The 26563-nt window shown below is 33.8% G+C and carries 28 protein-coding genes; 4 read left to right on the top strand and 24 right to left on the bottom strand.

The features are described from left to right. Window positions 1–226: 226 nt before the first annotated feature. The 7 genes from CO230_RS12340 to CO230_RS04025 all read right to left on the bottom strand — a co-directional run bounded on the left by CO230_RS12340 (window position 227) and on the right by CO230_RS04025 (window position 6072). Window positions 227–1318: an HNH endonuclease gene (locus tag CO230_RS12340; RefSeq protein WP_228438185.1), complete on the bottom strand. Its 1092-nt coding sequence runs from the start codon at window positions 1316–1318 to the stop codon at window positions 227–229. Between the two features lie 226 nt (window positions 1319–1544). Then, entirely contained in the window at window positions 1545–2045 is a 501-nt protein-coding gene (locus CO230_RS04050) for a hypothetical protein (protein ID WP_122027422.1), read from the bottom strand. A 219-nt stretch (window positions 2046–2264) separates the two neighbouring features. Further along, window positions 2265–2786, bottom strand: a complete 522-nt coding sequence (locus CO230_RS04045; protein WP_122027421.1) for a hypothetical protein — start codon at window positions 2784–2786, stop codon at window positions 2265–2267. Between the two features lie 239 nt (window positions 2787–3025). Further along, on the bottom strand, window positions 3026–3355 hold the full coding sequence (locus CO230_RS04040) for a DMT family transporter (RefSeq protein WP_035590939.1): 330 nt from the start codon (window positions 3353–3355) through the stop codon (window positions 3026–3028). A 238-nt stretch (window positions 3356–3593) separates the two neighbouring features. Continuing rightward, window positions 3594–4418, bottom strand: coding sequence for a DUF5694 domain-containing protein (locus CO230_RS04035; RefSeq protein ID WP_185140501.1), 825 nt, complete (start codon window positions 4416–4418; stop codon window positions 3594–3596). 227 nt (window positions 4419–4645) lie between these two features. Further along, window positions 4646–5059, bottom strand: a complete 414-nt coding sequence (locus CO230_RS04030) for a hypothetical protein (RefSeq protein WP_122027414.1) — start codon at window positions 5057–5059, stop codon at window positions 4646–4648. 233 nt (window positions 5060–5292) lie between these two features. Next, on the bottom strand, window positions 5293–6072 hold the full coding sequence (locus CO230_RS04025) for an alpha/beta fold hydrolase (RefSeq protein ID WP_162989972.1): 780 nt from the start codon (window positions 6070–6072) through the stop codon (window positions 5293–5295). Between the two features lie 136 nt (window positions 6073–6208). On the opposite strand from CO230_RS04025, the gene CO230_RS04020 reads away from it, so the two are divergent. Then, complete coding sequence (locus CO230_RS04020; RefSeq protein ID WP_122027419.1) at window positions 6209–6547, top strand: winged helix-turn-helix transcriptional regulator; 339 nt, start codon at window positions 6209–6211, stop codon at window positions 6545–6547. A 208-nt stretch (window positions 6548–6755) separates the two neighbouring features. Here CO230_RS04020 and CO230_RS04015 read toward each other — a convergent pair whose 3' ends face one another. From CO230_RS04015 to CO230_RS03940, 16 genes are all read right to left on the bottom strand, one after another. Continuing rightward, window positions 6756–7370 carry a hypothetical protein gene (locus CO230_RS04015; protein ID WP_122027418.1) on the bottom strand — a complete coding sequence of 205 codons (615 nt, stop codon included), beginning with the start codon at window positions 7368–7370 and terminating at the stop codon, window positions 6756–6758. A gap of 235 nt (window positions 7371–7605) precedes the next feature. Continuing rightward, entirely contained in the window at window positions 7606–8322 is a 717-nt protein-coding gene (locus tag CO230_RS04010) for a PmeII family type II restriction endonuclease (protein ID WP_228438184.1), read from the bottom strand. Beyond that, the gene (locus CO230_RS04005) at window positions 8300–9178 is read right to left on the bottom strand and encodes a DNA-methyltransferase (RefSeq protein WP_122027416.1); all 879 of its coding nucleotides are present in this window, start codon (window positions 9176–9178) and stop codon (window positions 8300–8302) included. Before CO230_RS04005 ends, CO230_RS04010 begins: the two co-directional genes overlap by 23 nt. A gap of 370 nt (window positions 9179–9548) precedes the next feature. After that, window positions 9549–10196: a hypothetical protein gene (locus tag CO230_RS04000; protein WP_228438183.1), complete on the bottom strand. Its 648-nt coding sequence runs from the start codon at window positions 10194–10196 to the stop codon at window positions 9549–9551. Further along, the gene (locus CO230_RS03995; RefSeq protein WP_122027415.1) at window positions 10174–11478 is read right to left on the bottom strand and encodes a DUF2268 domain-containing putative Zn-dependent protease; all 1305 of its coding nucleotides are present in this window, start codon (window positions 11476–11478) and stop codon (window positions 10174–10176) included. The genes CO230_RS04000 and CO230_RS03995 overlap by 23 nt, the downstream gene beginning before the upstream one ends. Before the next feature lie 235 nt (window positions 11479–11713). Further along, a complete protein-coding gene (locus CO230_RS03990) occupies window positions 11714–12127 on the bottom strand; it encodes a hypothetical protein (RefSeq protein WP_122027414.1) in 414 nt (137 codons plus the stop codon). 231 nt (window positions 12128–12358) lie between these two features. Continuing rightward, window positions 12359–12874, bottom strand: coding sequence for a hypothetical protein (locus CO230_RS03985; protein ID WP_122027413.1), 516 nt, complete (start codon window positions 12872–12874; stop codon window positions 12359–12361). Between the two features lie 280 nt (window positions 12875–13154). Next, entirely contained in the window at window positions 13155–14840 is a 1686-nt protein-coding gene (locus CO230_RS03980) for a DUF262 domain-containing protein (RefSeq protein ID WP_122027412.1), read from the bottom strand. 60 nt (window positions 14841–14900) lie between these two features. Continuing rightward, window positions 14901–15203 carry a hypothetical protein gene (locus tag CO230_RS03975; protein WP_122027411.1) on the bottom strand — a complete coding sequence of 101 codons (303 nt, stop codon included), beginning with the start codon at window positions 15201–15203 and terminating at the stop codon, window positions 14901–14903. A 317-nt stretch (window positions 15204–15520) separates the two neighbouring features. Next, window positions 15521–16279 (bottom strand): subclass B1 metallo-beta-lactamase, encoded by a 759-nt coding sequence (bla, locus tag CO230_RS03970; protein WP_122027410.1) that lies wholly within the window; start codon window positions 16277–16279, stop codon window positions 15521–15523. Window positions 16280–16510: 231 nt separating this feature from the next. Further along, window positions 16511–17293 (bottom strand): DUF2490 domain-containing protein, encoded by a 783-nt coding sequence (locus tag CO230_RS03965; protein WP_122027409.1) that lies wholly within the window; start codon window positions 17291–17293, stop codon window positions 16511–16513. 1 nt (window position 17294) lies between these two features. Next, complete coding sequence (locus tag CO230_RS03960) at window positions 17295–18044, bottom strand: carbonic anhydrase family protein (protein WP_122027408.1); 750 nt, start codon at window positions 18042–18044, stop codon at window positions 17295–17297. A 259-nt stretch (window positions 18045–18303) separates the two neighbouring features. Further along, the gene (locus CO230_RS03955) at window positions 18304–19293 is read right to left on the bottom strand and encodes a DNA adenine methylase (protein WP_122027407.1); all 990 of its coding nucleotides are present in this window, start codon (window positions 19291–19293) and stop codon (window positions 18304–18306) included. Next, window positions 19290–20207, bottom strand: a complete 918-nt coding sequence (locus CO230_RS03950) for a type II restriction endonuclease (RefSeq protein ID WP_122027406.1) — start codon at window positions 20205–20207, stop codon at window positions 19290–19292. Before CO230_RS03950 ends, CO230_RS03955 begins: the two co-directional genes overlap by 4 nt. A gap of 270 nt (window positions 20208–20477) precedes the next feature. Next, the gene (locus CO230_RS03945; RefSeq protein ID WP_122027405.1) at window positions 20478–21317 is read right to left on the bottom strand and encodes a hypothetical protein; all 840 of its coding nucleotides are present in this window, start codon (window positions 21315–21317) and stop codon (window positions 20478–20480) included. A gap of 174 nt (window positions 21318–21491) precedes the next feature. Continuing rightward, entirely contained in the window at window positions 21492–21941 is a 450-nt protein-coding gene (locus tag CO230_RS03940; RefSeq protein ID WP_122027404.1) for a GNAT family N-acetyltransferase, read from the bottom strand. A 175-nt stretch (window positions 21942–22116) separates the two neighbouring features. Between CO230_RS03940 and CO230_RS03935 the strand changes: the two genes are divergently transcribed. From CO230_RS03935 to CO230_RS12330, 3 genes are all read left to right on the top strand, one after another. Next, window positions 22117–23211: a tyrosine-type recombinase/integrase gene (locus tag CO230_RS03935; protein ID WP_122027403.1), complete on the top strand. Its 1095-nt coding sequence runs from the start codon at window positions 22117–22119 to the stop codon at window positions 23209–23211. Window positions 23212–23688: 477 nt separating this feature from the next. Next, window positions 23689–24483, top strand: coding sequence for a PQQ-dependent sugar dehydrogenase (locus CO230_RS12335; protein WP_228438181.1), 795 nt, complete (start codon window positions 23689–23691; stop codon window positions 24481–24483). After that, window positions 24401–25045, top strand: coding sequence for a T9SS type A sorting domain-containing protein (locus tag CO230_RS12330; protein WP_228438180.1), 645 nt, complete (start codon window positions 24401–24403; stop codon window positions 25043–25045). Before CO230_RS12335 ends, CO230_RS12330 begins: the two co-directional genes overlap by 83 nt. A gap of 33 nt (window positions 25046–25078) precedes the next feature. On the opposite strand, the gene hemN is transcribed toward CO230_RS12330, so the two are convergent. Further along, window positions 25079–26452 (bottom strand): oxygen-independent coproporphyrinogen III oxidase, encoded by a 1374-nt coding sequence (gene hemN / locus CO230_RS03925; RefSeq protein ID WP_122027402.1) that lies wholly within the window; start codon window positions 26450–26452, stop codon window positions 25079–25081. Window positions 26453–26563 lie beyond the last annotated feature (111 nt).

Below are 26563 nucleotides of genomic sequence, written 5' to 3'. Positions count from 1 at the left end.
TGTCTGTTTATTTTTTCGGTGTCGGTTTTCTAAAATCGCATATAACGGAAAAAGTATTGGCGAAGTGCGGGCTTTCGAAGAACTGAAAGTTCAAGAACGACCAAACGAAGCCGATATTTTTTCCGTGAACTAAATTACAAAAATATCGTGAACGGAAAAATATTCGGCGGATTATTTTTCCAAAAGTTCAACTTTGTACTTCCTCCCGCATTTTGCCAATACAATGTTAGCTGCTGGCGTTATTATATTTTCTTAAATTTGTAGTATCCTTATTACTTTTACCAATATTACATTCAGAACATAAGGTTTGAAAATTTTCATAATCATCTTTACCTCCCAAGGATCGAGGAATGATATGGTCAATATGTAAAATTACATCATCAAAAGAACTTTTCCCACAAGAGACACATTTCCAATTGTCCCTTTTGAATACTTGCCATCTAATTCCTGCCACAATTTTGATTTTTTGTTCTGCTTTTTCTTTGATTAATAACATTTCTTCTTCGGACAAATCTTTAATTTCTTTTGGCTTTTCATTTTGATAAGAATTAGAGAAATCATAAATTTTCGATGATAGTTTTCTTAGGTCTTCTTCAAAATTATGCTCATTGCCTAAAGAAATTTGTATACAAGCATTGAGTATGGGAAAAATAATAATGTTAGATAATATTGCATCGACTATCTTTTCATTGTCTAAAGGATATTCAACTGTTGGTTTATAAAAAACGACATCATAGTTTTTTTTACTAAATTTCAACATCAAATCTTGATAAACTGTAAGTGAAGAAGAATAATAAAAACCGTAACTCATATTTGCTTTTAAAAGTAAATTTACGATAGATTCATTCTCGTAAATAAAAAAATCAAAAAATTTTTTATAAGTTTCTTCTGTAAAATTTTTAGGATGATTAAATCTTAAAACATTTTGAAATCCAGTAGAACCAATTGTCAAGTACAAGGTTGTTAAGTTAATTTTTGGTACTTTATTAGTTCCTTTATCTAAACCAAACCATTTATTATCAGCCCTTTTTCCCGAAATTCCAACACCACAATATTGATAATCTTTTTTTACTTCATCTTTTCTTTGCTCTTTTGATTTTCGAAAATGTGGAGATTTTACAATTGATAAATTTTCAAAAAAATCAATTTCATAAATTTCAATTATTCCTTTTATAATTTCATTTGTGATAACATCAAATTTTGGGAGAATTGAGTTTCTTAATGCATCCGCTTTCAACTGTAAATCATCACAAAGGAAAATTTGTCTATCATCTTCATCAAAAAAAACTTCAAAAATCGAAATATCTGTTGTCCTCATAATTTATACTTAAACGCTTGCAGCTAACGGAAAAGGGCTTTGCGAGGTGCGGGCTACTGCAACCGAAAGTGGAGAGGAGGACGAAAATCTAGCAAAAACTTTTTCCATTTTTTAAAATTACGAAAAAACTAAAAAATGGAAAAGTTTTTTGCGGGTACTTTCTAGAATTTTTCTGAGATTTCCTTCAACCCCGCATCTTGCAAAACCCATGTTGTACGCAGTCTCTTTAATCATTCCATGGAATTCTCATGCCTGTTCCTTGACAACCAAAACAAACCCCTCCTTGATAATATTCATATTCTTTTAAAAAACCTGTTCCACCGCAACGCTCGCAAGTTTCAGTTGTTATTTTTTGTGTTAATGAACTATCAAAATAAATTGGTATTTCTTCTGTTTCGTGTACTTTAATATGACATTCTGAACACAAAGTTGTTAATGCGTCTTCATACTCCCAAGGTAATAAATTTCTAATGTAATATTTATGATGAATCTCTAATAGTTTTCGAGTTTCCTCTAAAGTCGATTCATCATTAATTTTTCTTCCCCATAATTTTTGGCTACCAGAAAAAAAAGGTCCAAATGATTTTGAGGATCCACATTCAGTGCATTTTTCTTGGTCTTTTTCCAAAATTTCCATTCTTTTCAGTTTCCATTCATCTAATGCAAGTAAATCTGCATATGTAATTTCATATTTACTTTTTACAACTAAAAGTTCTTCGTAATTCATTCTTTATTAGTGTTTTGTAGTGAGATTGCGTACAACGTTTTGGGTATTGCCGAAGGCGGGGAAATCGAAGCGGAAAGTTTCGATTTTGCACCGAGGCGAGCCAAAACGAATTTTTATGAGTTAAATTTAAGAAACAAAAACGAATAAAATTCGTTTTTGGCGGAATAGAAGTACAAACCTTGAATTTAGCACTTTAGCCCCGCTTTTGGCAATACCTTGTTAGCGGTAGTTTTTTTGCTTTTTGCCAACAATACTTCCATATTTATAATATCTATATGCTAAAAATAAAGTACCAAATCCAGCAATTAGTCCAATATAAATTAAGGCACTTTCTTTTTTTTCGTATTCCGTTTTACTTATTAAAATTTCACCATCTTTTTCTACTTGAATAAGGTCAATATTAATGTTTTCATTTTTATTTGTACTTGGTCTATAATAAACTTTCACCTTTTCTCCTATCTCGAATTTATTTAGTAAGTCATCATAATTTTTTGACATCCTATAAACTCCCAATTTTTCATCTAAGTCTTTGAGAGTAATATAGAATACTTTGGATTGTCTGCCTTTACTTCCGTAACGAATCCCAATGCCTTTATTAGTTACTATATTTTCATAAGTTGTCTTTTGAGTTAAGTCAATATTTTGTTTTCCATAACCAATATAAGCTAAGAAAAAGTATAAAATCGAGGTGGAAGCAAGCAGGATAGAGTTTAATAAATGTTTTGTTTTTTTATTCATCATCTGTTTTTGGACGGGACTAGTTCAAAAATTACCGCTAACGGGAAAGGGCTTTGCGAGGTGCGGGCTACTGCAACCGGAAGTGGAGAGGATAACCGAACGCTAGCAAAAACTTTTTCCATTTTTTAAAATTACGAAAAAACTAAAAAATGGAAAAGTTGTTTGCGGGTATTTTCTACAAATTTTCTGAGATTTACTTCAACCCCGCATCTTGCAAAACCCATGTTATCTGCAGGCATTTTTTAGTGTGTTGAAGATTTAGAGAAAAAGTTCATAACAAAAACACCTGCAACAATCAAAATAATTCCAATAATTGCTGCTAAATCCAAAGATTGTTTAAAGATAATTACTGAAATCAATGCAGTTAAGACAATTCCTAAACCTCCCCAAATCGCATAAGCAATTCCTAAAGGTATTGATTTTAATGCTTGAGAAAGGAAGAAAAAGCAAGCAATATATGCTATTATTGTTATTGTCGTGGGTAAAAGTTTTGAAAATCCGTCAGATGCTTTCATAAAACTTGAACCTAAAACTTCAAGAACAATCGCTAATGCTAAATATAAATATTTCATTGTTTGTTATTTCTTTTTGTTAAGATAAAATTACTATAATTTAAATTCTTAGATAGTTTTTTTGTGAAATTCCTTCTACGAAATGGGTTTGGATATGCTTGCAGATAACGGTTTGGGTATTGCCGAAGGCGGGGATTTTTAGCACAAAAGTTCAATCGAAGAACGAAAGTTGAACCTTGTACAAATGTCCTATCGAAGCCATTCAACCCCGCTTTTGGCAATACCTTGTTAGCTGCGGTTATTTTAGGTAATCAAATGTGTTTTCAAGTTTAAATTTTGGACTTCTTTTTAAAAAATCCATAAAGAAAGCAGTATGAGTTCCGCCCATTAAGATAAAAATCTTGTCCTGTTTGCCAACAGGAATTTGGTTAAGATTAGAGAACATAACTAAATTTCTATGATAAAATTTTCCTGCCTCGTCTGCTCCCTCAGAATTATTTTTACTTGAATTGTATAATAACAAATCAGCATTAAAGTTTATCAGACTTTCCAAATATTGAGGATGATTATTTAATTTAAATAATTCATAAAAAGGAATTCCTTTCTCTGGATTTTTTGCATCATTTTCATCACTTAATAGAGAATATTTATTTAATGTAGTAGTATCTACACTGTTTATAACATTTATATTGTAGTTATAGCCTTCTTTAAAGTCAATTCCATAAATCTTTTTTGCTCCGCTAAGTCTTCCAACTTCATAAGCTAACAATTCTCTTTCGTCAGGATTTATAAACTTTTTCAATGGATTTTTTAAATAATCTGAATATGAAATTTGTCTTATGCTATCGTTTTTAGGTAAATCTTCAATAACAATTATTGTGGGTTTAAATTCAGCCAATAACCTAGCTAATTTTTTAATTTCTTGCTGATTTTTTTTGTCGTTTTCATCAAAATCCGTTGAGTTTGCGTCTGAAGTTTCTCCCATATGAAATGTTGCTACATTTAATACAGGAATTGCATCGTCAAATTTAGTTTTGTAAATATTCAGATTTTCGTAACGTTGATTTTGTGCAAAAAGATTAAGTGTTGTCACAAAAAATAATAATGTCAAAAGTTTTTTCATTTTTATGCAGGTTGGTTTTATAATCGCAGCTAACGTTGCGGGGCTTGGCGTCAGTGGCGGAAATTGAAGCGAAAAGTTTCAATTTAGCGACACAGTAAGCAAAAGACAATTAATTGAATAAATTAAAGAAAAAAGTCAATATAATTGGCTTTTTGCGAAATAGAAAGCCGATACTTCAATTTTAGTCTTAACCCGCCATTGCGCCAAACCCTTGTTAGCTGTAGGTTTTATTCTATTTTTAGAATTTTCGAATTATTTTGATTTGCGTCCAAAATAAATTTTGCGTTTTCCTTTTTAATAATTTCTTGGTAAGTGTCAAAATCTGTAATATTTCTACTAATTTCAGAATATTTCACAGCTTTACTGTCTTTCAAAAATATTATAAGGTTTATACTATCCAAACTTTCAATAGAATTATTCACATTAGATAAATCAATATTCTTTTCCTTCTCAATTTTTGCCAAATTAGAATATGGACCAAGAATTATTATAGAATCCCAATCAAACTCATGATAGTTAGAAAGATTTAATTTATTTGAATTTTCTATTTCAGTAGAAATATAGTTTTCAAGAGATTTATCATTTATTGAGCAAGAAATTAAAGTTGTTAATAAAATAAACAATGTAAATATTTTCTTCATTTATACGGTTTTTTTGGAAACTTACAGCTAACGGAAAAAGTATTTGCGAAGGGCGGGCTAAATTGGACGAAAAGTTCAATTTCGACCGAACGAAGCAAATTGCTTTTTCAGATTGTTAAATTACAAAAAAATACAATATGAAAAGCAAGTTGCGACTAAATGCATCGGGTTTTTCTATTATATATTCAACCCAGCCTTTTGCAAATACAATGTTAGCCGTTCGTTGTATCAGGCTAAATTTTATTAATTATTTCTTCTAACAATTTATTAAACACTTCAGGATTTTCAAGCATTGGATAATGTGAAGTTCCGTGTATACTTACAAATTCAAAATTATCTTTCAATTTTTTTTCCAGAGTTTTTTCGTCAGTAGGAAAATAATCTACATTAATAAAATATACTTTAGAGTTAATTTTCTTTAAATTTTCACTTTCCATTTCACTATATTCAAAAACTTTCTTATTTAATTCAATACCAAATTTTTTATTGCTATTAATAAAATTATTTTCAATCTTTCTCTTTAAAGCAAGACTTGTATCTTTAGTTACCAAATTGTTTTCAACGTAATATTGCAGGCTTGCTGGATAATTTGAGTTCATTTGATCGATGATTTTGTCAACTTCTGATTTAGGCAAGCTTTGGCCAATATTTTTAAAATAATCTACTGCAACAAACCCAATGATATCCTCTTTGTAATTGCTATAAATTTCTAAACATACATCGGCGCCAATGGAATGGCCAACTAGAATTACATTATTTGCTTTCAGGCTTTCTAAGAGTTCTGAAATTTTTTTTCCAAAATCTTGAATTGAAACTTCATTATCTTTCACATCTGAATTTCCATGCCCAGGTAAGTCTACAGCAATTACCCTGTAACTTTTTTTAAGGGTTTCTATTTGCGGAACCCATATTTCTTTATTCATAAACGCTCCGTGAAGAAAAACGATAGTTTTTGCTCCCCGACCTGCATCTATATAAGATAGCTTGCCGTCAATCTTTTTTTCTTTTTCCATGATTTCTATAGATTTACAATTAATGGTGAATAATATTACTAATACTGAACAAAGATTTATTATTTTAAGCATTTGTATTTTTTTGCTAAATTAACCAAGAGATAACTATGAAACAATTAGTAACCAAAAAGTTAGTATGGAAAATGTAGAAAAATGCCCGCTTGAATATGCTTTTTCTCAAATCGGGGGTAAACACAAGGGCAGAATTATATGGAGGCTGCATCTTCATTCAGTTTTGAGGTTCGGGGAAATTCGGAAACAAATTTCTGGGATTTCTATTAAGATGTTAGCACAAGTATTAAAGGAAATGGAGAAAGATAACATTATTATACGCAAACAATATGATACCAAAATTCCAAAGGTTGAATATTATTTGACTGATAATGGAAAAATTTTAGTTGACATTTTAGAACGTCTTTTTGAATGGGGAAAACTTCAAGAAAAATTTATTATGCAGGATGGTCGTTTACAATGACGGCTAACGGAAAAGGGCTTTGCGAGGTGCGGGCTACTGCAACAGGAAGTGGAGAGGAGAACAGAACGCTAGCAAAAACTTTTTCCATTTTTTAAAATTACAAAAAAACTAAAAAATGGAAAAGTTTTTTGCGGGTATTTTCTAGAATTTCTCTGAGATTTCCTTCAACCCCGCATCTTGCAAAACCCATGTTATCTGTAGTCGCATTTCATTCAATTTTATTAAGATGATAATCAGTTAATTGCAGGTTTTCATCAATGATAATTTTATGAATTTCCCCCGGATGAATAATTGGAATTTTGATTTTAAGAAAATTATCGTAAGTTGTTTGAAGTAGTAGATAGTTTTCACTCATTCCTGCAAGTTCTTTTTTGTTATAAGTTCCATAATCAGGATAAAAATGAAGAATTTGTGTTTTATTATTTTTTAATTTTGAGAAAAAGTGATGTTCATTCGGTTCTTCAATTTGAACATCGTGAAAGTCAATTCCAGATTTGTTAACAAATTCGATGTATCCTCTGCTGGAAATTTTAGCATGTAATTTTGTAATCTCAAAAATGATAAGTACCGTTGTCAAAATTATAAGAAGAGCAATAATAGATTTTTTTACATTTTTTTGTGCGAAAATTGATATTATTATTAATATTATTCCTAATAGAAGTAGGATCAAACTTAAAATTAAGAATAGAAATCCAATACCATCGATGTTAATGTCTAGTGCAAATATTTCTCTGCTAAAATAAAAAATTGTAAATAAAAAAATTACTCCAAGGATAGGAATTATTCCAATGCCAAAACCAATTTTCAAAAAGTTTAATTTCATTTTAGAACGTGAATTTGGTTGCGATTACAGATAACGGAAAAAGTATTGGCGAAGGACGGGCTACTTTGCTGACAATTTCAAAGGAAGACCGAGCCTGAGCAAAATGCTTTTCAGATTTCTAAATTACGGATAATAGAGATATGAAAAGCATTTTTGCGGATTTTGTTAACCGAATCCTCAAAGACAGTATTCACCCCGTCTTTTGCCAATACACTGTTGTATGCAGTATTATTACTTACTTTTTCTTAGAATTAAATTCCACAAGTTTTAGCCAGTCAATTTCTCCATTCTTTTTGCAAAAATCAGTAATAAATTCTGCGGTAAACTTGTTTAACATTTTTGCATAAGATTCTGCAAATTCATCGTTTCGCTCTTTTGCTTTGTGTCCTAACGGTTCAATTATGTCTGTGTAAAGATTTTTGTTTCCAGAAATAAATTCCCAGAATTCTTGTCCGCAATATTTGAAATAATCACCTTTATCAGGAACATTTTCTTTTCCGTAACAGCAACCATTAACCGAAACAACAATTAAATTTGAATTGCTTGTTCTTAAGGTTTTCTGGGCGGTTTTAAAATCTGCTTTCATTTTCGCTACTTGACTGCTGTTACCCCAATTTGGACCAGATTTAATATTTACAATATAGCGAACATTGTCTTTATCAAATTCCAAATCTATGTTTGCAATTCCCGACTTTCTTCCATTGTAAACTTTTTCATTAATAAAAATTGCAAGTCCTTCAAGCCAATCTCCAAAAATTGTTTCTTCATTTGACGAAATAAACGCATCTGTAATTCCCTGCACAATTTCACTTGCAGTCATCAAGTTTTTGGCTTTGAACAAATAAGGGTTTTTCTTTTGAAGAACCGTTTTTAATTTTAGATTCTTTAATCGATCAATTCTTTTTTGGTGAAAAGTTCCAATATTTCGCTCAACGAACTGCGTGACTTCCATTATATTTAGTTTTTTCATACTTAGTGTGGGGATCAAATAAAACAAGTTTAACAGGTTCCAACTGTTTTTTTACCATATTAAAATATTCTGGAAGGATTTCAATACCAATCGAGTTTCTGCTCATTCTTTGTGCAACAAAATTCGTAGTTCCAGAACCCATAAATGGATCTAAAACTACATCTTCCTCTTTTGTAAATAATTTAATAAACCATTCCGGTAACGCTTCTGGAAAAGCGGCACTATGATTTTTATTATTACATTCTGTTGCAAGGTGTAGGACATTTGTTGGATAAGCCATTTCTCTGTCTACCCAATTTGAAATTTTTTTTCCAAATCCACTTCCTACTTTTGATTCGTCCCTTACTTTGTCGGTTTCGCTTAAGTTTTTAAGGCGTGATTTTGCCCAATCTCCCATAGGAACCATAACTTGGTCTTGATACATTGAGAATTTTTTCTCTTTATTGAATTGCAACAATCTTTCCCAGGAATCACGAAAACGATTTGGCCATTTTCCAGGAAATGAGTTTTTTTTGTGCCAAATAAATTCTTCAGTCCAAAGCCAACCTTGTTTTCTCATTTCGATTATAAGTTCCATAACATAAGTGCTTCTTTCTCCATCAACAACTTTTTCTTTAATGTTTAAAACAAAAGTTCCTGTAGGTTTCAAAACTCTCAATAATTCTTTTGAAATTGGTAAAAACCAATCAACATATTTATCTGGGTGAATTCCGCCGTATGTATTTTTTCTTTGGTCTGCGTAAGGTGGTGAAGTGAAAATTAAGTCAACAGAGTTGTCAGGAAGTTTTTTTAAAATTTCCGTGCTGTCTCCAAGTTTTATGTCAGTAAATATTTCCATTACCAAATACCATCTTTTATTTGGAATCAAATATCGTAAAAATTTTGGATTCAGGGCGAGAGTTTGGAAAATATTGCATACAACGGAAAAAGTATTGGCGAAGTGCGGGCTAAATTTGAACGAATGTTCAAGTTCAGACCAAACGGAGCCGATATTTTTTCCATGTAACGAACTTACAAAAATTTAGTGGAATGGAAAAATAGCGGCGGCTAAATTTTTCAAGTCTTTCTATTATACATTTAACCCCGCATTTTGCCAATACAATGTTGTAGGCAGTGCTTTTATTTGCCCACTTGTGCAGACACTTACTATTATACCTTCAACCCTGCATTTCATAGAATCTGTTATCTGCTGTTTTTCTCAGATATTTTTAAAAGTCGTATCCAATTTTTATACTCAAGTCAAGAATTCCCCCCGAAGTATTTTTATCATTTCCTATAGTTGTTCCATAACCAAATCCTGCTCTAAATTCATAGTTGAAATTTTCAGAAAAATTTCTTCTTATTCCAAAAGTTGGAATAAAATTCAGTTGATTTGTTAAACTCAAATTTTTGTCATTTGATATTACAAACCAATTCGGAATATATCTTACTTGCAAACCAAAATAATTAGCGGAATTATTTTTTGTGTTTTTCCCATTTTCGGCTCTTTTTGAAATATTGTAATAATATTTAGGTTGAAGAGTTAATGCAGGATAAAAAGCAAATCCTGTTTTCGCATACATATCTCCGCCCCAAACTGCAGGAAATAAACTTACTTCACTTCTTAGCGCAACTTTGTCCGCAAGTCTTGCTTCATTATAAATGTCAAGACCAAAAAGTCCAATTTGCGCTCCCGTTACACTTTTTTCAACTGTAGAGTTTTGTGAATTTGAAGTTTGAGCATTAGAAAATGTTGAAATAAATAAAATTCCTGAAAGTAAAATTGTTTTCTTCATATATTTTTTAAATTTTTTATTTTTTTCTTGATTTGACGGGTTTTTTAAAATATGACTTTTATTCAGTTGTTTTAATGTCAATAAGATAAGGTTTCAAACTCGTTCCCGACAAGTTTCTAAATCCGTCATTTACTAATAGTTGATATACTTTATTAGGTTCTAATTTTGTCTCAATTGTTAATGATTTTCCATCTTCTGAAAAGCCGATGACTTTTGAAATTTTTAATACATTTTTTTCTCCTAATGGTCCAAATTCAAAACTTCTGTAATTTTTATTCATCGGTTGGGAGAATAAAATAGTGAATTGTTGAAGTTTAGAGTTAACATTTTTATTTCCGTTCTCAAATTCTTTAATTCCCAAAACTTTTGGTTGGGATTGTTCATAATTATTTTTCAGTTCGTCAAAGGAGTTTGAGAAATATTTAGATTTGTCAACAAACGAAGATACAGATTTTGGATTTTCATAATCAAGTTCAATCATTTCTTTAATTGCTTGCTTTTTATTGTCAAATCTTTTATAAAAACTTTCGCAAATAGCATAGCCAATATAATAACCTAAATCTCGGGTTTGGAATTCATTTTCTGCACTGGAATATAGCCAAAATCCATTATTTTTATTGAACATTTGTTTTTCAAAAACTTCTCTAACCTTTTGGTTGTTTTGTTTTCCATAAGAAATTGCAGGTGCAGTCGAATTTTGTTTTGTCGATAACTCTGCAAGGAATTCGGCAACTCCTTCAATAATACACTGTTCCAATAAATTTTTTCCAATGGTATTTTTTTGTTGTGTGTGTATATACTCGTGAACATTTAAAAAAACAATATGCTTAATGGGATTCGACTTGAAATAATTGGATAAGTGAGAAAAATAATTAGGGAATTCAGAGGTTTCAGTTTGTGCGTCTGCAAATGCGAGTTCACTTCCAATAAGAATTTTATCGGATAAAGTTGTTCCGTTTGTTCTTAATGCACCAATAGTAAAGTAAATTTTTGCAGGCTTTGTTTGTGGATATAATTTTCCGAATTTGATTATATTTTTCTCAATTTTTTTTGAAACATCTTTTGCCCGCAAAGTGTTATTTCTTACAGAATTCCAAAACTTTGGATAGTTGTTTATAGCATCAATATAAGATTTTGCGTTGTAATTTCTTACTCCCATTATTGCTTTTAACCCCTCAGTTCCTTTATCGAGAAAAAGTGAATTTAGATAGTTATATTGTTGTGTAGAATCTTTTGTTGTTCTAATTTTGTCGTAAGCGTTCCAAAAATTCTGAATATCGGAATAAACAAAGTTTTTCTTGGTAACTTGTCCGAATAAATTTATTGTTGCGAATAAAAATATTACAAAAATTTTCAATTTCATTTTGGTCTTTTATGCGTTTTATTTTGTAGCATTGCCTACAACGTTGCGGGGCTTGGCGTCAGTGGCGGAAATTGAAGCGAAAAGTTTCAATTTAGCGACACAGTAAGCAAAAGACAATTAATTGAATAAATTAAAGAAAAAAGTCAATATAATTGGCTTTTTGCGAAATAGAAAGCCGATACTTCAATTTTAGTCTTAACCCGCCATTGCGCCAAACCCTTGTTAGCTGTAGGTTTTATTCTATTTTTAGAATTTTCGAATTATTTTGATTTGCGTCCAAAATAAATTTTGCGTTTTCCTTTTTAATAATTTCTTGGTAAGTGTCAAAATCTGTAATATTTCTACTAATTTCAGAATATTTCACAGCTTTACTGTCTTTCAAAAATATTATAAGGTTTATACTATCCAAACTTTCAATAGAATTATTCACATTAGATAAATCAATATTCTTTTCCTTCTCAATTTTTGCCAAATTAGAATATGGACCAAGAATTATTATAGAATCCCAATCAAACTCATGATAGTTAGAAAGATTTAATTTATTTGAATTTTCTATTTCAGTAGAAATATAGTTTTCAAGAGATTTATCATTTATTGAGCAAGAAATTAAAGTTGTTAATAAAATAAACAATGTAAATATTTTCTTCATTTATACGGTTTTTTTGGAAACTTACAGCTAACGGAAAAGGGCTTTGCGAGGTGCGGGCTACTGCAACCGAAAGTGGAGAGGAGAACCGATAGCTAGCAAAAACTTTTTCCATTTTTTAAAATTACGAAAAAACTAAAAAATGGAAAAGTTTTTTGCGGGTACTTTCTAGAATTTCTCTGAGATTTCCTTCAACCCCGCATCTTGCAAAACCCATGTTATCTGCTGTCTCTTTTATTCAACGTTTGTTATTCTTTCCTTTTTTCCAATAAATTTAAATTGTTTTCCGTCCCATTTGTAGAAGGAGTATGTCAATTTAATTTTTTCGTCTTTGTTGGGTTCGCATTTAAAGGTTGCAAATAAGTTGCTGTCTGGTTTGTAAAAAATATTTTCGTTATCGTTATACACACAATCTCTAATCGAGTTTTGTTCCGTTAATGGCAATTCATAGATTTTTCCTGTTTTTGCGTCAATCATTGCTCCCTGTGTTAATCCTGCACCAGCACCCCAAAAAGTTAATACATAATGTCCGCCAAAGTTTATTTTTTCAGTTTTGTATTGGTTAGAGATTTGAGTTTTGTAAGTTTTTCCGAGAGAGTTACTTGTTAAATTCAATTTTGCTTTTGTAACTTTTTCGGTTTTTGCAGGATATTTAGCGAAACTATATCCTTCAACAGAATTTTCTTTAGTTTGTGCGTTAATTGTCAGAGTTGCAAAAGTCAGAGCAACAGAAAAGAGTAGTTTTTTCATAGTTTTGAGTTTTCCAATTTACTTCTCTCTGAAGTTAAGGACGAAAAGGAAGGGTTTTGTTTGGTTAATTTTACGCCCGTTAAATTCAATCTCTTAAATTTCAATTTGTTACAGTGTTTTTTATGAGATAGCAGATAACGTTTTGCAGCTTGGCGAAGTGGCGGAAATCGAAGCACAAATGTTCAGTTTTGCACAAAAGTTCAATCGAAGAACTGCCGTTGAATTTAGCACTGAACCCGCCATTTTGCCAAACTGCTGTTACCTGCTGTGTTGTTTTTGGTTACACATTTTCTATTACGAATTTAATGATTTTGTCTTTACGTTGCTGTATAAGTTCTTTCGTCCAAGTCGCACTTTCAGCCGTCATTTTTTGTATTTCTCGTTGTTGCTCCAAATGGTTGTAACTATTGCGTTTGTCTGCAAATGGTTTGTTACCAACTGAACAATTATGTGATTTAGAAAGCAACAAATAATTTCCTAAACAATTGATGTATTGATTTACAAATTCCTCGTCATAACTGTCATAGCCTGTTTCTGGATTTTCAGTTTGCGGTGCAATATGTTCTAATTCTGGACTAACGATTTTGTCGAAACGTGTTGCTGTGTAACCACTTTTTCCTTGTCCTTCTAAATGGTTTTCGTATTTCCAAAGTAAATATTTTGCGGTCGTGTGATTTATTCCGCCTTGAATTGAACGCTCCAATTCTTTGTTTCCCCAATATGACCACCACCAATCTTGTGTAGTTTTCATCCAATCAATTCTAACATTTATTGGTGTAATGTCAGGATTTTCAGAAGTGAATTTTTGGTAAACATCATTTAAGCGTGACGTTATTTCTGCTCTTGTTCCGATTAGTCTGTGTCGTAAAACCATTGTTTCCAAATTGCTACAAAGCAAATTGATTTGACTTATTGGCAAACCAAATTTATATGCTTTGATAATGAAAGGCATTGCAATACCAATTCCGCCAAGTGTTACAAGCGAATGAATTTCTAAATTTTCTCTTTCGTCTTTGCTGAAAAATGTTGTTAGATGTTCAAAACTTATAGCAAGCGATTGAGTAAAAGATTTGATAAATGGAATTGGGTTTGCTTCCGACAACAACTTATTTATTTTGTCGATTGCGTTTGTTTCCCAAAGTGAATTGAAATGAACACGAAGTGTGTAAACCAAAACATCGTCTTCGTTAATTCTATATTCAATTGATGAAATTGATTTGTAAATTTCTTCAAATCGGTCTTTGATTTCTTTTATTAGACTTTCTTTTTCTTCGCCACCATAAAGATGAACGTTAAACATAAATTGAGCCTTGATAATTTCCAAATTTGAAGGTTTTTTACCTCTGTTATTTTGGAAAATAAACATTTGGATTGCTTCCGATGCGTCTTTTACTGGATGTGTTGTGCAAGATGCGTTTTGAACCGTGTCCAACATTTTTAACAAATACGTTTCGTCTTTGTCTGCAAGTTGTGATGTGAAAAAGTCAAATGCAATTGCAATGCGTTTTGCAGAAACTGTTTTTATTCCATTTCTGTCTTTTTTACTTTGGTCAATTACGCAATCTTTGAAAAATCTGTCGTCATAATCAACTGTTTCAAAACGATAAGTTGAGTTCCGTTTTATGATGTCTTCAAATGTTTCTTGTTCGTTTTCGTTTAAAGGTCGGATTTGTTTTAGTCTGCTGAATAATGCTGATAAGAAAATGACGATTGTCGTCATTCGCTGTTGTCCGTCAATTATTCCAAACTTTTTCTCGTCTTTTTCTTCAAATAAAAAGTGTCCGAAATAGTATTTTGATTTGGTCGAACTTTTATTGTAGTCTTCCAAGTCAGATAAAAATACATTTGTCTGCTTTGGTGAATTTGTTTTTTCAAGTTCTGTGTCCCAAGAATATGCTCTTTGATATGTCGGCACAAAAATTTTGTTGCCTGCCAACATTTGTTTTATAGTTGTTGATGCTTCCATTAGATAAATTCCGTATTTAAATATCAAAGGTGGCAAAGCCACCTTTGATAAAATATTATTTTATGCACTTCTTGTGTTTTGATGTTTACAGTTCTTATCATAAGTCTTCATCCAAGAACCTTCTTTGCAAGTAAAAGTCTGTCCAGCGGCAACACGAACAATTTTCCCACTACTTGACATTGTTGCAATGTGTTTACATTTCTCGTCATAAGTTTTAATCCAAGAACCTTCTAAGCATACAAAAAAGTCTGAACCAATACCAACCACATCTTTTCCAGATGATGACATTGTAGAAATGTGTTTTCCTTTTTCATCGAAAGTTTTAATCCAACTTCCGTCTGTTTTTACGTCTGATAGAGCCATTATTTTGATTTATAATTTTTTGCCTACTCTGTTCGGTTTTCAGCTTTCCCGTTTTCTGCAAATGTCGGATGTAAATCGGTCAAAACGTGTCGTTCTGTGCGGTCGTCCTAACATAGCAGGTAACGGAAAAAGTATTGGCGAAGTGCGGGCTAAATTGGACAAAATGTTCAATTTCGACCAAACGGAGCCGATGCTTTTTCAGATAAGCTAATTTAGTGAAAAAAGATTATATGAAAAGCAGCGGCGGATAAATATTTCAAATCTTTCTACTATATATTTAACCCCGCATTTTGCCAATACAATGTTAGCAGAAGTTCTTATTTTATTTCAAATAGTTTAATTGTATAATCAAGTAGTTTTTTATCTCCAAATTCACCATGACCTGGAATAACAACTTTTACATTTGGATATTGTTTTTTCACTTTATCAACTGTACTTGACCAGGCTTCTGTGTTGGCATCACCAAGATAACCTTTACTCGCGTTCAGTTCTTTTATTAGACATCCTCCAAACAAAACATTGTCGCTTGGGAAATATCCAACAACATTGTCTTTGGTGTGTCCTTCTCCAAAAAACTTGACCAAAGCAACTTCCTTTCCAACTTTAAGTGTCATTGAATCTTTTATGCTATTAATAGGAACTTCAAAATTGTTTTCTTTTGCAAGTTCTATCGTTTTGGAATAAGCATAAGAAGGGATTTTACGATCGTGAAATGCCTTTAAACCTCCCAAACAATCATCATGAAAATGCGTAGGAACAACTGCATCAATTTTACTGTGAAGTTTAGTATTGATCCAGTTAATTAATTCAACTGAAGTGGCATCATTTGTTGGAGTATCAAAAACGATTACTTCTCCTTCATCTTGTACAATTAATCCATTGCAAGGAACTTTTCCCCACTGATCAGTTTGCTTATATGAGGTATGTTCAAAGGTGTTTTTTGAAACCTGAGTAATAATTAAATTCTCAGATTTGTACAATATTTTTGGATTAAACGATTCTGTTTTTTGAGAATGACAACTTAGAAAAAAGCATGAAAATATTAATACTACAATTATTCTTATTATTTTGTTCATTTTGTTTATTTCTTTGTTTTTTAGAATTTCTGCTAACGGTTTACGGCTTGGCGAAGTGGCGGATAAATTGGACAAAAAGTTCAATTTAGCACGACAGCGAGCCGATGTGTTTCCACATCGCTAACTTACAACAAAAAAGCGAATGTGAAACACATTCGGCGGAATAAAAAGCACAAAAGTTGAGTTTTGCACTTAACCCGCCATTTTGCCAATGCGATGTTGTAGGCAGTTTTAATTTGATTTCTGGGTCAGGTCAATATTAAAGTTGGCGTTTAGAATTAAGCCATTGTTGTTTTGAAAAACATTCTGTCCATTTATTTGTCTGCCAAATTGAATGATTTGATTTAGATACCCACCTTCAATTCTTACATTTTTGTTGAAGCGATAACCCAATAAAACACCAATTCTATTTTGGTCAAAAATGTTTGCATTTACATTCTCTCCAAAGCCAATAAAAATCTCGTCATAAAGAGCTAAATAAGGGGTTTTGTCTATTATTTCTTTTCCTTTCAAGGGTAATTGAAGTCTTACCATATATCTCAATCTGTTTAGTAACGGAAATTCATCTTCTTTCTCTACATTGCTTGAACTATATCTTCCTACAAATCTTTGCTCTAACATAAAACGGTGAGAAAAATCTAAAATTCCTTCTTTGTGCGAAAGCTGCACCATCTCAAAGATTCTATGTTCAGTAAAATCTCTACCAAATCCGTTAATAGGTATTTCGCCATAGGGAAACGTTTCTATCCAAGCATAACCTGCCCTAAACAATACTCTTGGGTTAAGTTGGTAATTTACACCTACTCGCAAAAGGCTTTGTTGCCAATTTGTAATGTAATTATCTCTACGCCACTGATACTCGGTGTGTAAACCCATTTTTTTTGACAATTTGAAAGTGCCAAAATAGTTGTACCAACCAATATTTTCGTTTGTATTTATACGATTGTTTTGACCTGAAACATTATTGCTAACGAAACAAGTCAAAACAAGTATAATCAATATGTTTCTCTGCATTTTACTTTACAAATTCAAGAGTTCCGTCCGTTAAACGATAAAAAGCACCTACAATTTTGATTTCGCCTTTGTTTTCCATTTCTTTCAAAATAGGGCTTTTTTCTCTGATTTGCTGCATGGCATATTTTACATTATTTTCTGAAACGTGCTCTACAAACTCATCGTTTTTACTCGTTTTTTCTCCTGCAAAATCTTGACTCATTTGCACAGCAGGTTTTATCTTGGCAAGCATTGCAGTAATGTTACCCAACTTTACATCGTCAATTGCACCTTTTACAGCACCACAATGCTGATGACCCATTACTAAAATTAGTTTCGCACCTGCCACTTTACATGCAAACTCCATACTTCCTAATAGGTCTTCGTTAACAAAGTTACCTGCTACTCTACCTACAAAAATGTCGCCCAAACCTTGGTCAAAAACATCTTCTACAGGAACACGACTGTCTAAGCAACTTAAAACTACTGCCTTTGGGAATTGTCCAGGTACAGCTTTACGTATTTGTTCGCTGTGGTCTCTTACTGTTTTAACACCTGAATGAAAGCGTTTATTCCCTTCAATAAAGTCTTGAACGACAGCGTCTGGTGTCAAAGCTGCCTGTTGCTCCTTAGTCATAACGTGATTTACGACTTGTGTCTGCTCTGTTTTTTTTTCTGCTGAAACTTCCTTTTGTCTTTCAGTTTTTTCTCCTTGATTACAAGAAAGAATGGTCAATGTTAGAAGCGATGTCGCTAAAATTTTTACCTTCATTTTAAACTAAAATTATTTGTTTGGCCTACTTCTTAACTCGGTGTTCGGCTTGTCCGATTTTTAGGTTAAACAATTATTTGTCTGTTTTGTTTAAGCGGTCTGCAAAAATTGCCTACAACGGAAAAGGGCTTTGCGAAGGAGCGGATTAGAAAGGCGAAACTTTCAACTTTGCATCAACGTAAGCAAAACCATTTTCTTATTTGCTAAATTACAAAAAAGAGCAAATAAAAAATGGTTTTTGCGGATAAAAAGCACAAACTTACAATTTTGCATTTAACCCGCTCTTTTGCAAAACCGATGTTATAGGCAGTGCGGACTTTTCAGTAAGCCATTCAAATTCTAATTGTTTGGTCTTATATTTTTCTTTTTGTCCGTGATTATGTTGTTCAATATTTGCTACATCAAAATTACAAACTAATGCTTCTACAACAGTTCTTCTGTTTTCAATACTTCCTCCGTTATGATAAAAATGGTCTTTGGTAATAATGTTGAATTTATTCCAAAACTTGTTTATCATTTCGTTTTCTCTCCAGTCGTTATGATGCCAAGTTGAAAGAATAAATTTTGCTTTAGTTTCAGATAATAACGTAAATAAATGTTCTTCATCTTTTTCTGTCCAACCATTATAATAATCTACGTGTCTTCCATAATAAGGAGGGTCACAATAAATGATGTCGTTCTCTGTTGCTAAAGGGATGATTTCAGCAAATGATTTGTTATAAAAAGTCCAATCGGGTTCTGGCTGTATAATTTGAGATACGGTCGAAACTTGATTTGTTATTTTGGTGATATATGCTTGAGCAAATCTTTCAGGTTTTTTACAAAAAGGAATATTCCAATGCCCTTTATTATTAAAACGCATCATTCCATTAAAACCCGCTCTTGAAAGAAAGATAAAATCGAGAGGAGAGAACTCTCCGCTGTTAAAACGAGAACGTACCTCTAAATAATGTTCATACCCGTTATTTTCTGCTTCACTTAACAACTTTCCTTCAATTTCAAGATGTTGTTTCATCAAAGGTGCTGTAATCTTTTTTATTTGAACACTTTTGTAAAAATTTATAATATGCGGATTTGTGTCGTTCAGAATTGCTTTTTTGTAACCAGAATTAAAAGCCACAACACCTGTTCCCAAAAAAGGTTCAATCCATTTTCCTTTTTGGTCGGCAATAGCAACTAAATCTTTAATCCAAGGAACGAGCTTGGTTTTAATACCTTGACTTTTTATAGGTGGAACAATTACTTTCATTTCTTTGAATTTTTAGAAATTCTTGTTACAATTTTATCCCATAAATCTGTTTGACCTTTAAATTCTAAAAAGTCTTTTAAGTTGGTTATTTTAGTTGTTTTGCCATCTTTAACCATTGTGGCAGAACCATAATTTATCCAATATTCGTCAAACCATTCTTCGCCTAATTTGCTGAAAATTCCGTTTTCATTTCTTAAATCTTCAATACTTAAAGTCGAACCGATATTCGCAGTATTTCCTGAACCTTGTTTATCACTTGCAATTTTCCATTTTTCAGCAGCAAAAAAGTCAAAGTCTTTAATTACTGAAGTAATAGACTTTAAATTATCAACTGTTGTAACTTCTCTTTCTCCAACTTTTTTGTTAGGAGTTTCATATTCTTCTTGAAGTTCTTGAACTTGATAAATTTCTGTTTCAGAAACATCATCAGACATATCTGTTCTTGTGTAAATTACACCTAAGCAATAATGTCCTAAATATTGACTATAAGGAAATTGAATATTTTTCTTTTTATCTCTTTCTTTAAAGTAACTACCGTGACTTCCAAGTGTAAAACTCGAAATTCCATTCTTCTTTCTGTATGTAGTTTTTAAATCAACAGCAAATTTAACTTCTTCATTCTTTTTGTGAATAAAAGTCAAATCAGGATAATAGTTTTGATGTTCAGTAAGAATGATGTTATAATCGTTTTCTTCTGCAAATTGCAAAATTTGTGGAAAAATATGGATTTCAAGAATTTTGGAAACGATTTTTGTATCAGAAGAAATAGTGTAAATGTTTTTATAAACATCAATAAATCCTTTCACAGACCAATCTCCATTTTCAGTCGAAACGTATTTTTCAAGTTTGTCAGTAAACTTGTCTAATGCTTCTTTGAATGCCTTTTTATACTTATTTTTTTCTTTCAAATCCATTCTTCAAAGATAGCAAATTTTAGTTTTGGTTCAACCGTTAATTTTTAGCAGTCTCTCAAATCGCATTGCCTATAACGGAAAAAGTATTTGCGAAGGGCGGGCTAAATTTAACCGAAAGGTTCAATTTTGACCAACCGAAGCGAATGCTTTTTTCGTGGAACTAAACTACAAAAAAATTGTGGAACGAAAAAGCAGGCGCGACTAAATGCAACTAATGGTTCTATTAAATATTCAACCCCGCCTTTTGCAAATACTATGTTAGCCGCAGTATTACTTTTTATTTAAATTTACAATTGGCCACTTATCGCCCCAAAATTTCAGTTTGTCATTATCAAAATTCGAAATACTTTCTTCAAGTTTAAGCAAATGATTTTCAAATATTTCTGGTTTCATAAATTCAACTACGTATTTGTCACCTAACATTTTTGCGGTATCAATTAAATCTTTATCATTTGTAAATTCAGAATTGAAAATGTGTTTATGAGTATATTCATATTGACCATAGTCAATCTCTTTCAAATCAAAATTTTCCGTTAAAGAACTTGATAGTTGATATAATTCGCCATCGAAGATTACGACATAGAAAAATAAAATTCTAAAATTTGTTTCAATATAACCATCACGACCAGTACTTATTGAGCGTTTTATAAGTCCATTTATAGAACTTAAATATTTAATATTTTCCTCTGTTACTTTATCGCCGGTCATAACTATTAGGCTTTTTGAAAAGGGTATTTGTTCATCAAAAAGTAATAACTTTGAAGTGTTCTCATAAAACTGCTTAAGAAGCGAAAATTTTTTAACCTTTGGAAAATATTTAAACCAAGAACTTGCTAAAAATATTTTTTTTTGATTTTTGGGTGCGTAAAGAACAATTTGTCTATTAACGGATTTTTTGCATTCTATAAAAATGTCAACTTGAATGCCATTAATCAATTTTGAAGCACTTATATCAGATTCTCGAAATTTCCCTGTTTCAAAGTCCTCATATATATTACCAATAGAATATCTCCAATTATTATTTTGTAAAATATTCCCAATTTTCATCTCTAATGGAAATCCTGATTTTTCAATTCCTTCTCGAATTTTGTCTATGAGGGGTTTTGTCATAATATTGCGGCTAACGGTTTGGGTATTGCCGAAGGCGGGGATTTTTAGTACTAAAGTTCAATCGAAGAACGAAAGTTGAACCTTGCACAAATGCCCAATCGAAGCCGTTCAGCCCCGCTTTTGGCAATACCTTGTTAGCGGTTCGGGCTTCTTTTGTCAGTTTTGTTTTCAGTGCTATTTGTATTCCATATTGTACATATCAAATCCATCTGCCCAATAATCTTTTTTAATTTCAAATAGTTCAAAACCTTGCTTTTCATAAAATTTGTAAGTAACCTGTGAAGTTCTAACAGTAATTTTTTGGATACCGTCAATTGAGTTAAGTTTGTCAATTCTGTGCTTCAATAGTTTTGTTCCCAAAGATTTTCCTTGATAGTCAGGATGAAATATGTCCCAACTAATTTTGCCTATTGTTTTGTCGCCTGAAAAGTTAATTCCGCCACAACCAACGATTTTTTCGTCATACAGTAATACATAATATAGCTCTCTTTCGGTCTCTAAATATTTTTTTAAGTCTTCTTCTTCGTCAGTTGCGAAAAATTCTGGTGTATTCAACTTAATCAAATTAATTACATCATTTTTGTCGCTTGGTTCATATTCTCTTATCGTAATTAAACTTGTCATTTTTCTATACTCAATTGTTGAATGTTTTTATTCTGTGTCACGTTTTTTTAGCCTGACCGCTAACTCCCAAATATACGCAAATAATCCATTCCTGCAAATTACCATAAAACCATTAGATTCAGTGGCTTACAAATAATGTATATTTGCGTATATGATATAAATTTATTTACAGTTTATGGAAAATGCGAAACCTGTTTTCAACCCTTTGCTGTATGAAATTTCTTTAGGTGAATATGAGGGAAAGGAGGTAATCTGGCTTAAGTTTCCTTACGAGCAGGAACTTATTACCATGCTGCGCCAAAACGTAAAAGCCCGTTGGTCCTCAAAAAATAAGGCCTGGCATATCCCCGACAGTCAACAGAACAGAATATTATGTAACCTTACGCCCAAAAATATTGGTAAACAGGCCCTGAGTAAAATTCATCCCACAAACCTCCCTGCGTTTACCGATTATCAAAATCAATTAACACTCAAAGGTTTTTCTACCAACACCATCCGTACCTATACTACAGAATTCGCGCAACTGCTTTACTTACTTGGCGAGTTTCCGGTAGAGCGCCTTTCAAGAGAAAAACTGCAGAGCTACTTTTTATATTGCCACCGGACACTTCAGCTTTCAGAAAATCAAATCCACAGCCGTATGAATGCAGTGAAGTTCTATTTCGAGAAAGTACTGCACCAGCCTAAAATATTCCTTGATATTCCTCGACCTAAAAAACCTCAGCTCCTGCCAAAAGCCCTTAACACAAAAGAAATTCTAAAAATTATTGAAGTAACCGAAAACCCCAAACACAAACTCATCATCCAACTCTGCTACGGAATGGGCCTGCGCGTGAGCGAAATCGTAAACCTGAAGATTCAGGACATCGACAGTGGCACCATGCGCGTACTTATTTCTAGGGCAAAAGGCAAAAAAGACCGCTATGTCAACCTGCCTGAAAGCATATTACACGAACTCCGTGCGTATTACAAGAAGGAACACCCACGCGAATATCTTTTCGAAGGTATGTATGGCGGGCAAATCAATGTCCGGACTGTACAAAGCGTGTTCAAAACCGCCATGAATAAGGCGGGCATCGTAAAAACAGTCGGCATACATTCTTTGCGCCACAGCTACGCCACTCACCTGCTGCAATGCGGTACCGATATCACCCTCATCCAGAAACTGATGGGGCATCAGGACTTGAAAACCACCCTCGCCTACACCCATATCGCCGATAAAAACACCCGTACCGTGCGGTCCCCACTCGACCGCCTTTCTGATATATGAATTAATGACAGATCAGTCAAATGGTCATACATTCTGAAGACATTCCTTATTTATTCATTTAATTTTAGCTTTTTAGCTCATTTCATTATTTGAATTTCCAGGGTTTTTATCTCTTGGTCTTATTGTGAAGATTTGCCCAGCAAACTCATACTATAAAATTATTTGTGACTATTCTTTATATAGACATTTCCGACATCAGTTTCTTCCAGTTCTTGGATTACTAAAAGATAATCTAACCGTTCTATATTAAATGGGTTTAACCTGATGCAGAAACTGTTTCATTCATTCCTTTTATATTCATTATCCCAGTATCTCAATCTCCGCCATCAATATTTGGATCAAATTATTGGTTTTTCAAATTGAGTGTCAGCAATCAACCCAGCTTTAGCTGTTTGATCTTTTCATACCTTATCTAAGGTGTAGCATTGATAAATGAAATTATACGTAACTTCACAAAACACTAAACACCAAATCATTATGGAAAAATTTTTATTATTATCGGCCACCTTTATCGTTGCCGTAGTCTCGGCACAAAGTGTTGTACTGAGCAGTTTTGCCACAGGTTTTACGAGCCCCGTAGAAATTACCCACGCCAACGACAGTCGCCTGTTTGTAGTGCAGCAAAACGGGATCATCCGTATCGTACAACCTACAGGAGTGGTAAACAGCGCCAGCTTCCTGAATATCAGCAGCAGAATAACATTCAGTGGCGAGCAGGGACTGTTGGGATTGGCATTCCATCCACAATACGCTTCAAACGGCTATTTTTTTGTGTTCTATAACAACATGGCCGGGGCCATCACCGTGGCTCGTTATACGGTCAGCAGCAATGCAGACGTAGCAAATCCCGCATCAGAAAAAGTGCTGCTTACGATACCAAAACCATTTACAAATCATAACGGTGGAAGCATACATTTTGCGCCAGATGGCATGTTGTGGGTTTCTACCGGTGATGGTGGCAGCGGTGGCGACCCAAACAACAACGCGCAAAACATCAATTCTTTGCTCGGGAAGATGCTGCGGATCGATGTTAATTCGGACGGGGCATACAACATCCCACCCGATAATCCGTTTGTTGGAGCCAATGGTGCTGATGAAATCTGGTCTTACGGATTGCGAAACGCCTGGAAGTTCTCTTTTGACACCACTGCCGGGAATGTCTTGATCGCTGATGTCGGCCAAGGACAGTTTGAAGAGATCAACCGCACGTTCATTACACAATCCGGCGTCAATTACGGCTGGCGCTGCTACGAAGGTAACACTACAATATAACGATACAGGCTGCGCGCCTGTCTCTGCCATGATCTTCCCTCTGGCGGTGTATAACCACTCCGGTGGCAAATGCTCTATCACGGGCGGATATGTGTATCGCGGCACTCAGTATCCTGTTTTTTCAGGTAAGTACATCTTCGCAGATTACTGCGCTGCACAGATCGGGATCATGAATACAGATGGTGCCATTACGTGGTCATCTGCATTCACCGGTAATAACTTCAGTACTTTCGGACAGGATGTGAATAAAGAATTATATGTTGCAGCCATTAACAATGGCCAGATATATAAAATCACCACTACTGACCTTGCGACCAATGAAAACCAAACGGAATCCATTAAAATTCATCCGAATCCGGCACGTGATAAAGTATTCATCCACGGTCTGAAGGGCAAAGGAAACACCGCAGAAATCATCTCAGCCGACGGAAGGCTTGTGCTAGACAGCACTATCGCTGAGGATGGCAGCCTTGCCATTTCCGCGCTGGAACCCGGCATTTACTACATAACGGTAAAAAAATCGCAATTTAAAATATACACCGGCAAACTGATGGTGAAATAACAAAAAAGCGGCTAAGGCCGCTTTTATCATTCTTTAAATCGTCATCGAAAAGATGCGCGTTTCGGGTTTGTTCCGCATCATCCGGAGGTCGAAGGTCATCGCTACATTTCGGGTGAAAGCGCGGCCCTTATCGGTGATTTTTATCGAACTTTCAGTGAGTTCCACCAAACCGTCTTTTTCCATTTCCTGTAAGGCTTCCAAGGCGTTTGGTAATTCGGGGAATGCTGTTTCCAGCGTCCAGGATGTTTCCAGGCGGCACATCAGATTCAGGATGTGCTGACGGATGTTCAGGTCTTCCGTATTCAGGATGTGCCCTTTCACCACCGGGATCTTCCCTTCATTCACCATCTTCTGATAACCCTCCACCGTTTTTTCATTCTGTGCAAAGGCATACCAGGAATCGGAGATGGCGCTCATCCCAAGACCGATCATCAATTGGGTTTTGCTGGAAGAGTAACCCATAAAGTTCCGGTGTATATCCCCTGAAATCATGGATTGATATAGATCATCATGTGGAAGCGAGAAATGGTCCATCCCGACTTCTTTATAACCGAGTTCTTCCAGCAGTTTTTTTCCGTTTTCGTACAGTTTTCTTTTCTCTTCACCACTTGGCAGGTCATTTTCATCAAAGCCACGCTGTCCGACTCCTTTGATCCACGGTACATGCGCATAGGAATAGAAGGCAAGGCGGTCAGGTTTTAATTCAAGGGTTTTTCTAATGGTATATTCCATCTTTTCCCAGGTGTGGAAAGGCAAACCGAAAACCAGATCATGCGAAACGCCCTTGTAGCCGATTTCCCGTGCCCAATTGGTGACATTCGCTACATTCTCGAAAGGCTGAACCCTGTTGATGGCTTTCTGAACCTGCAGATCATAATCCTGAACCCCGAAACTGCAACGGCGGAAACCTAGATCATACAAAGTCTTCAAATGATCGTACGTGGTATTGTTCGGGTGTCCTTCAAAGGAAAACTCAGGGTTTTCAGCGATGATGGCTTTAGAGAAAATCCCCTCAAGCAGCATACGCAGGTTGGCTGGTGAGAAGAAAGTCGGTGTTCCGCCCCCTAGATGAAGTTCTTTGATGATGGGTTTTTGGCCGGTTTCGGTAGCCAAAAGTTCAAGATAGAGATCCCACTCCTTCAGTACGCTCTCCAGATAAGGCGTTTCTACAGAATGTTGCTTGGTGATACGTTTATGACAGGCACAAAAAGTGCAAAGTTGCTCGCAGAACGGCAGGTGTATATAGATAGAGATCCCTTCGGATGCGTTGCTCTCGCGGAATGAACGGATGACCGACTGCTGCCACAGATCCGCACTGAAAGCGGCATCATCCCAAAAGGGCACGGTAGGATAAGAGGTATACCGCGGACCTGGGATATTATATTTGTCGATGAGTGAAGTATTCATCCTGCAAAAATACGCAATTTATTTATGGCAATCGGCTGAGAAATGTCAAGCTGCAGATGGGAAAATCTTTAAAGAAATATTCATTTCCACCTAATATTACCTCGTTGTCTG

It is taken from the genome of Chryseobacterium sp. 6424 (assembly GCF_003692615.1).
Taxonomy (GTDB): Bacteria; Bacteroidota; Bacteroidia; order Flavobacteriales; family Weeksellaceae; genus Kaistella.
The sequence above is the reverse complement of the archived record's forward strand: the minus strand, read 5'-3'. Positions and strand labels throughout refer to the sequence as shown.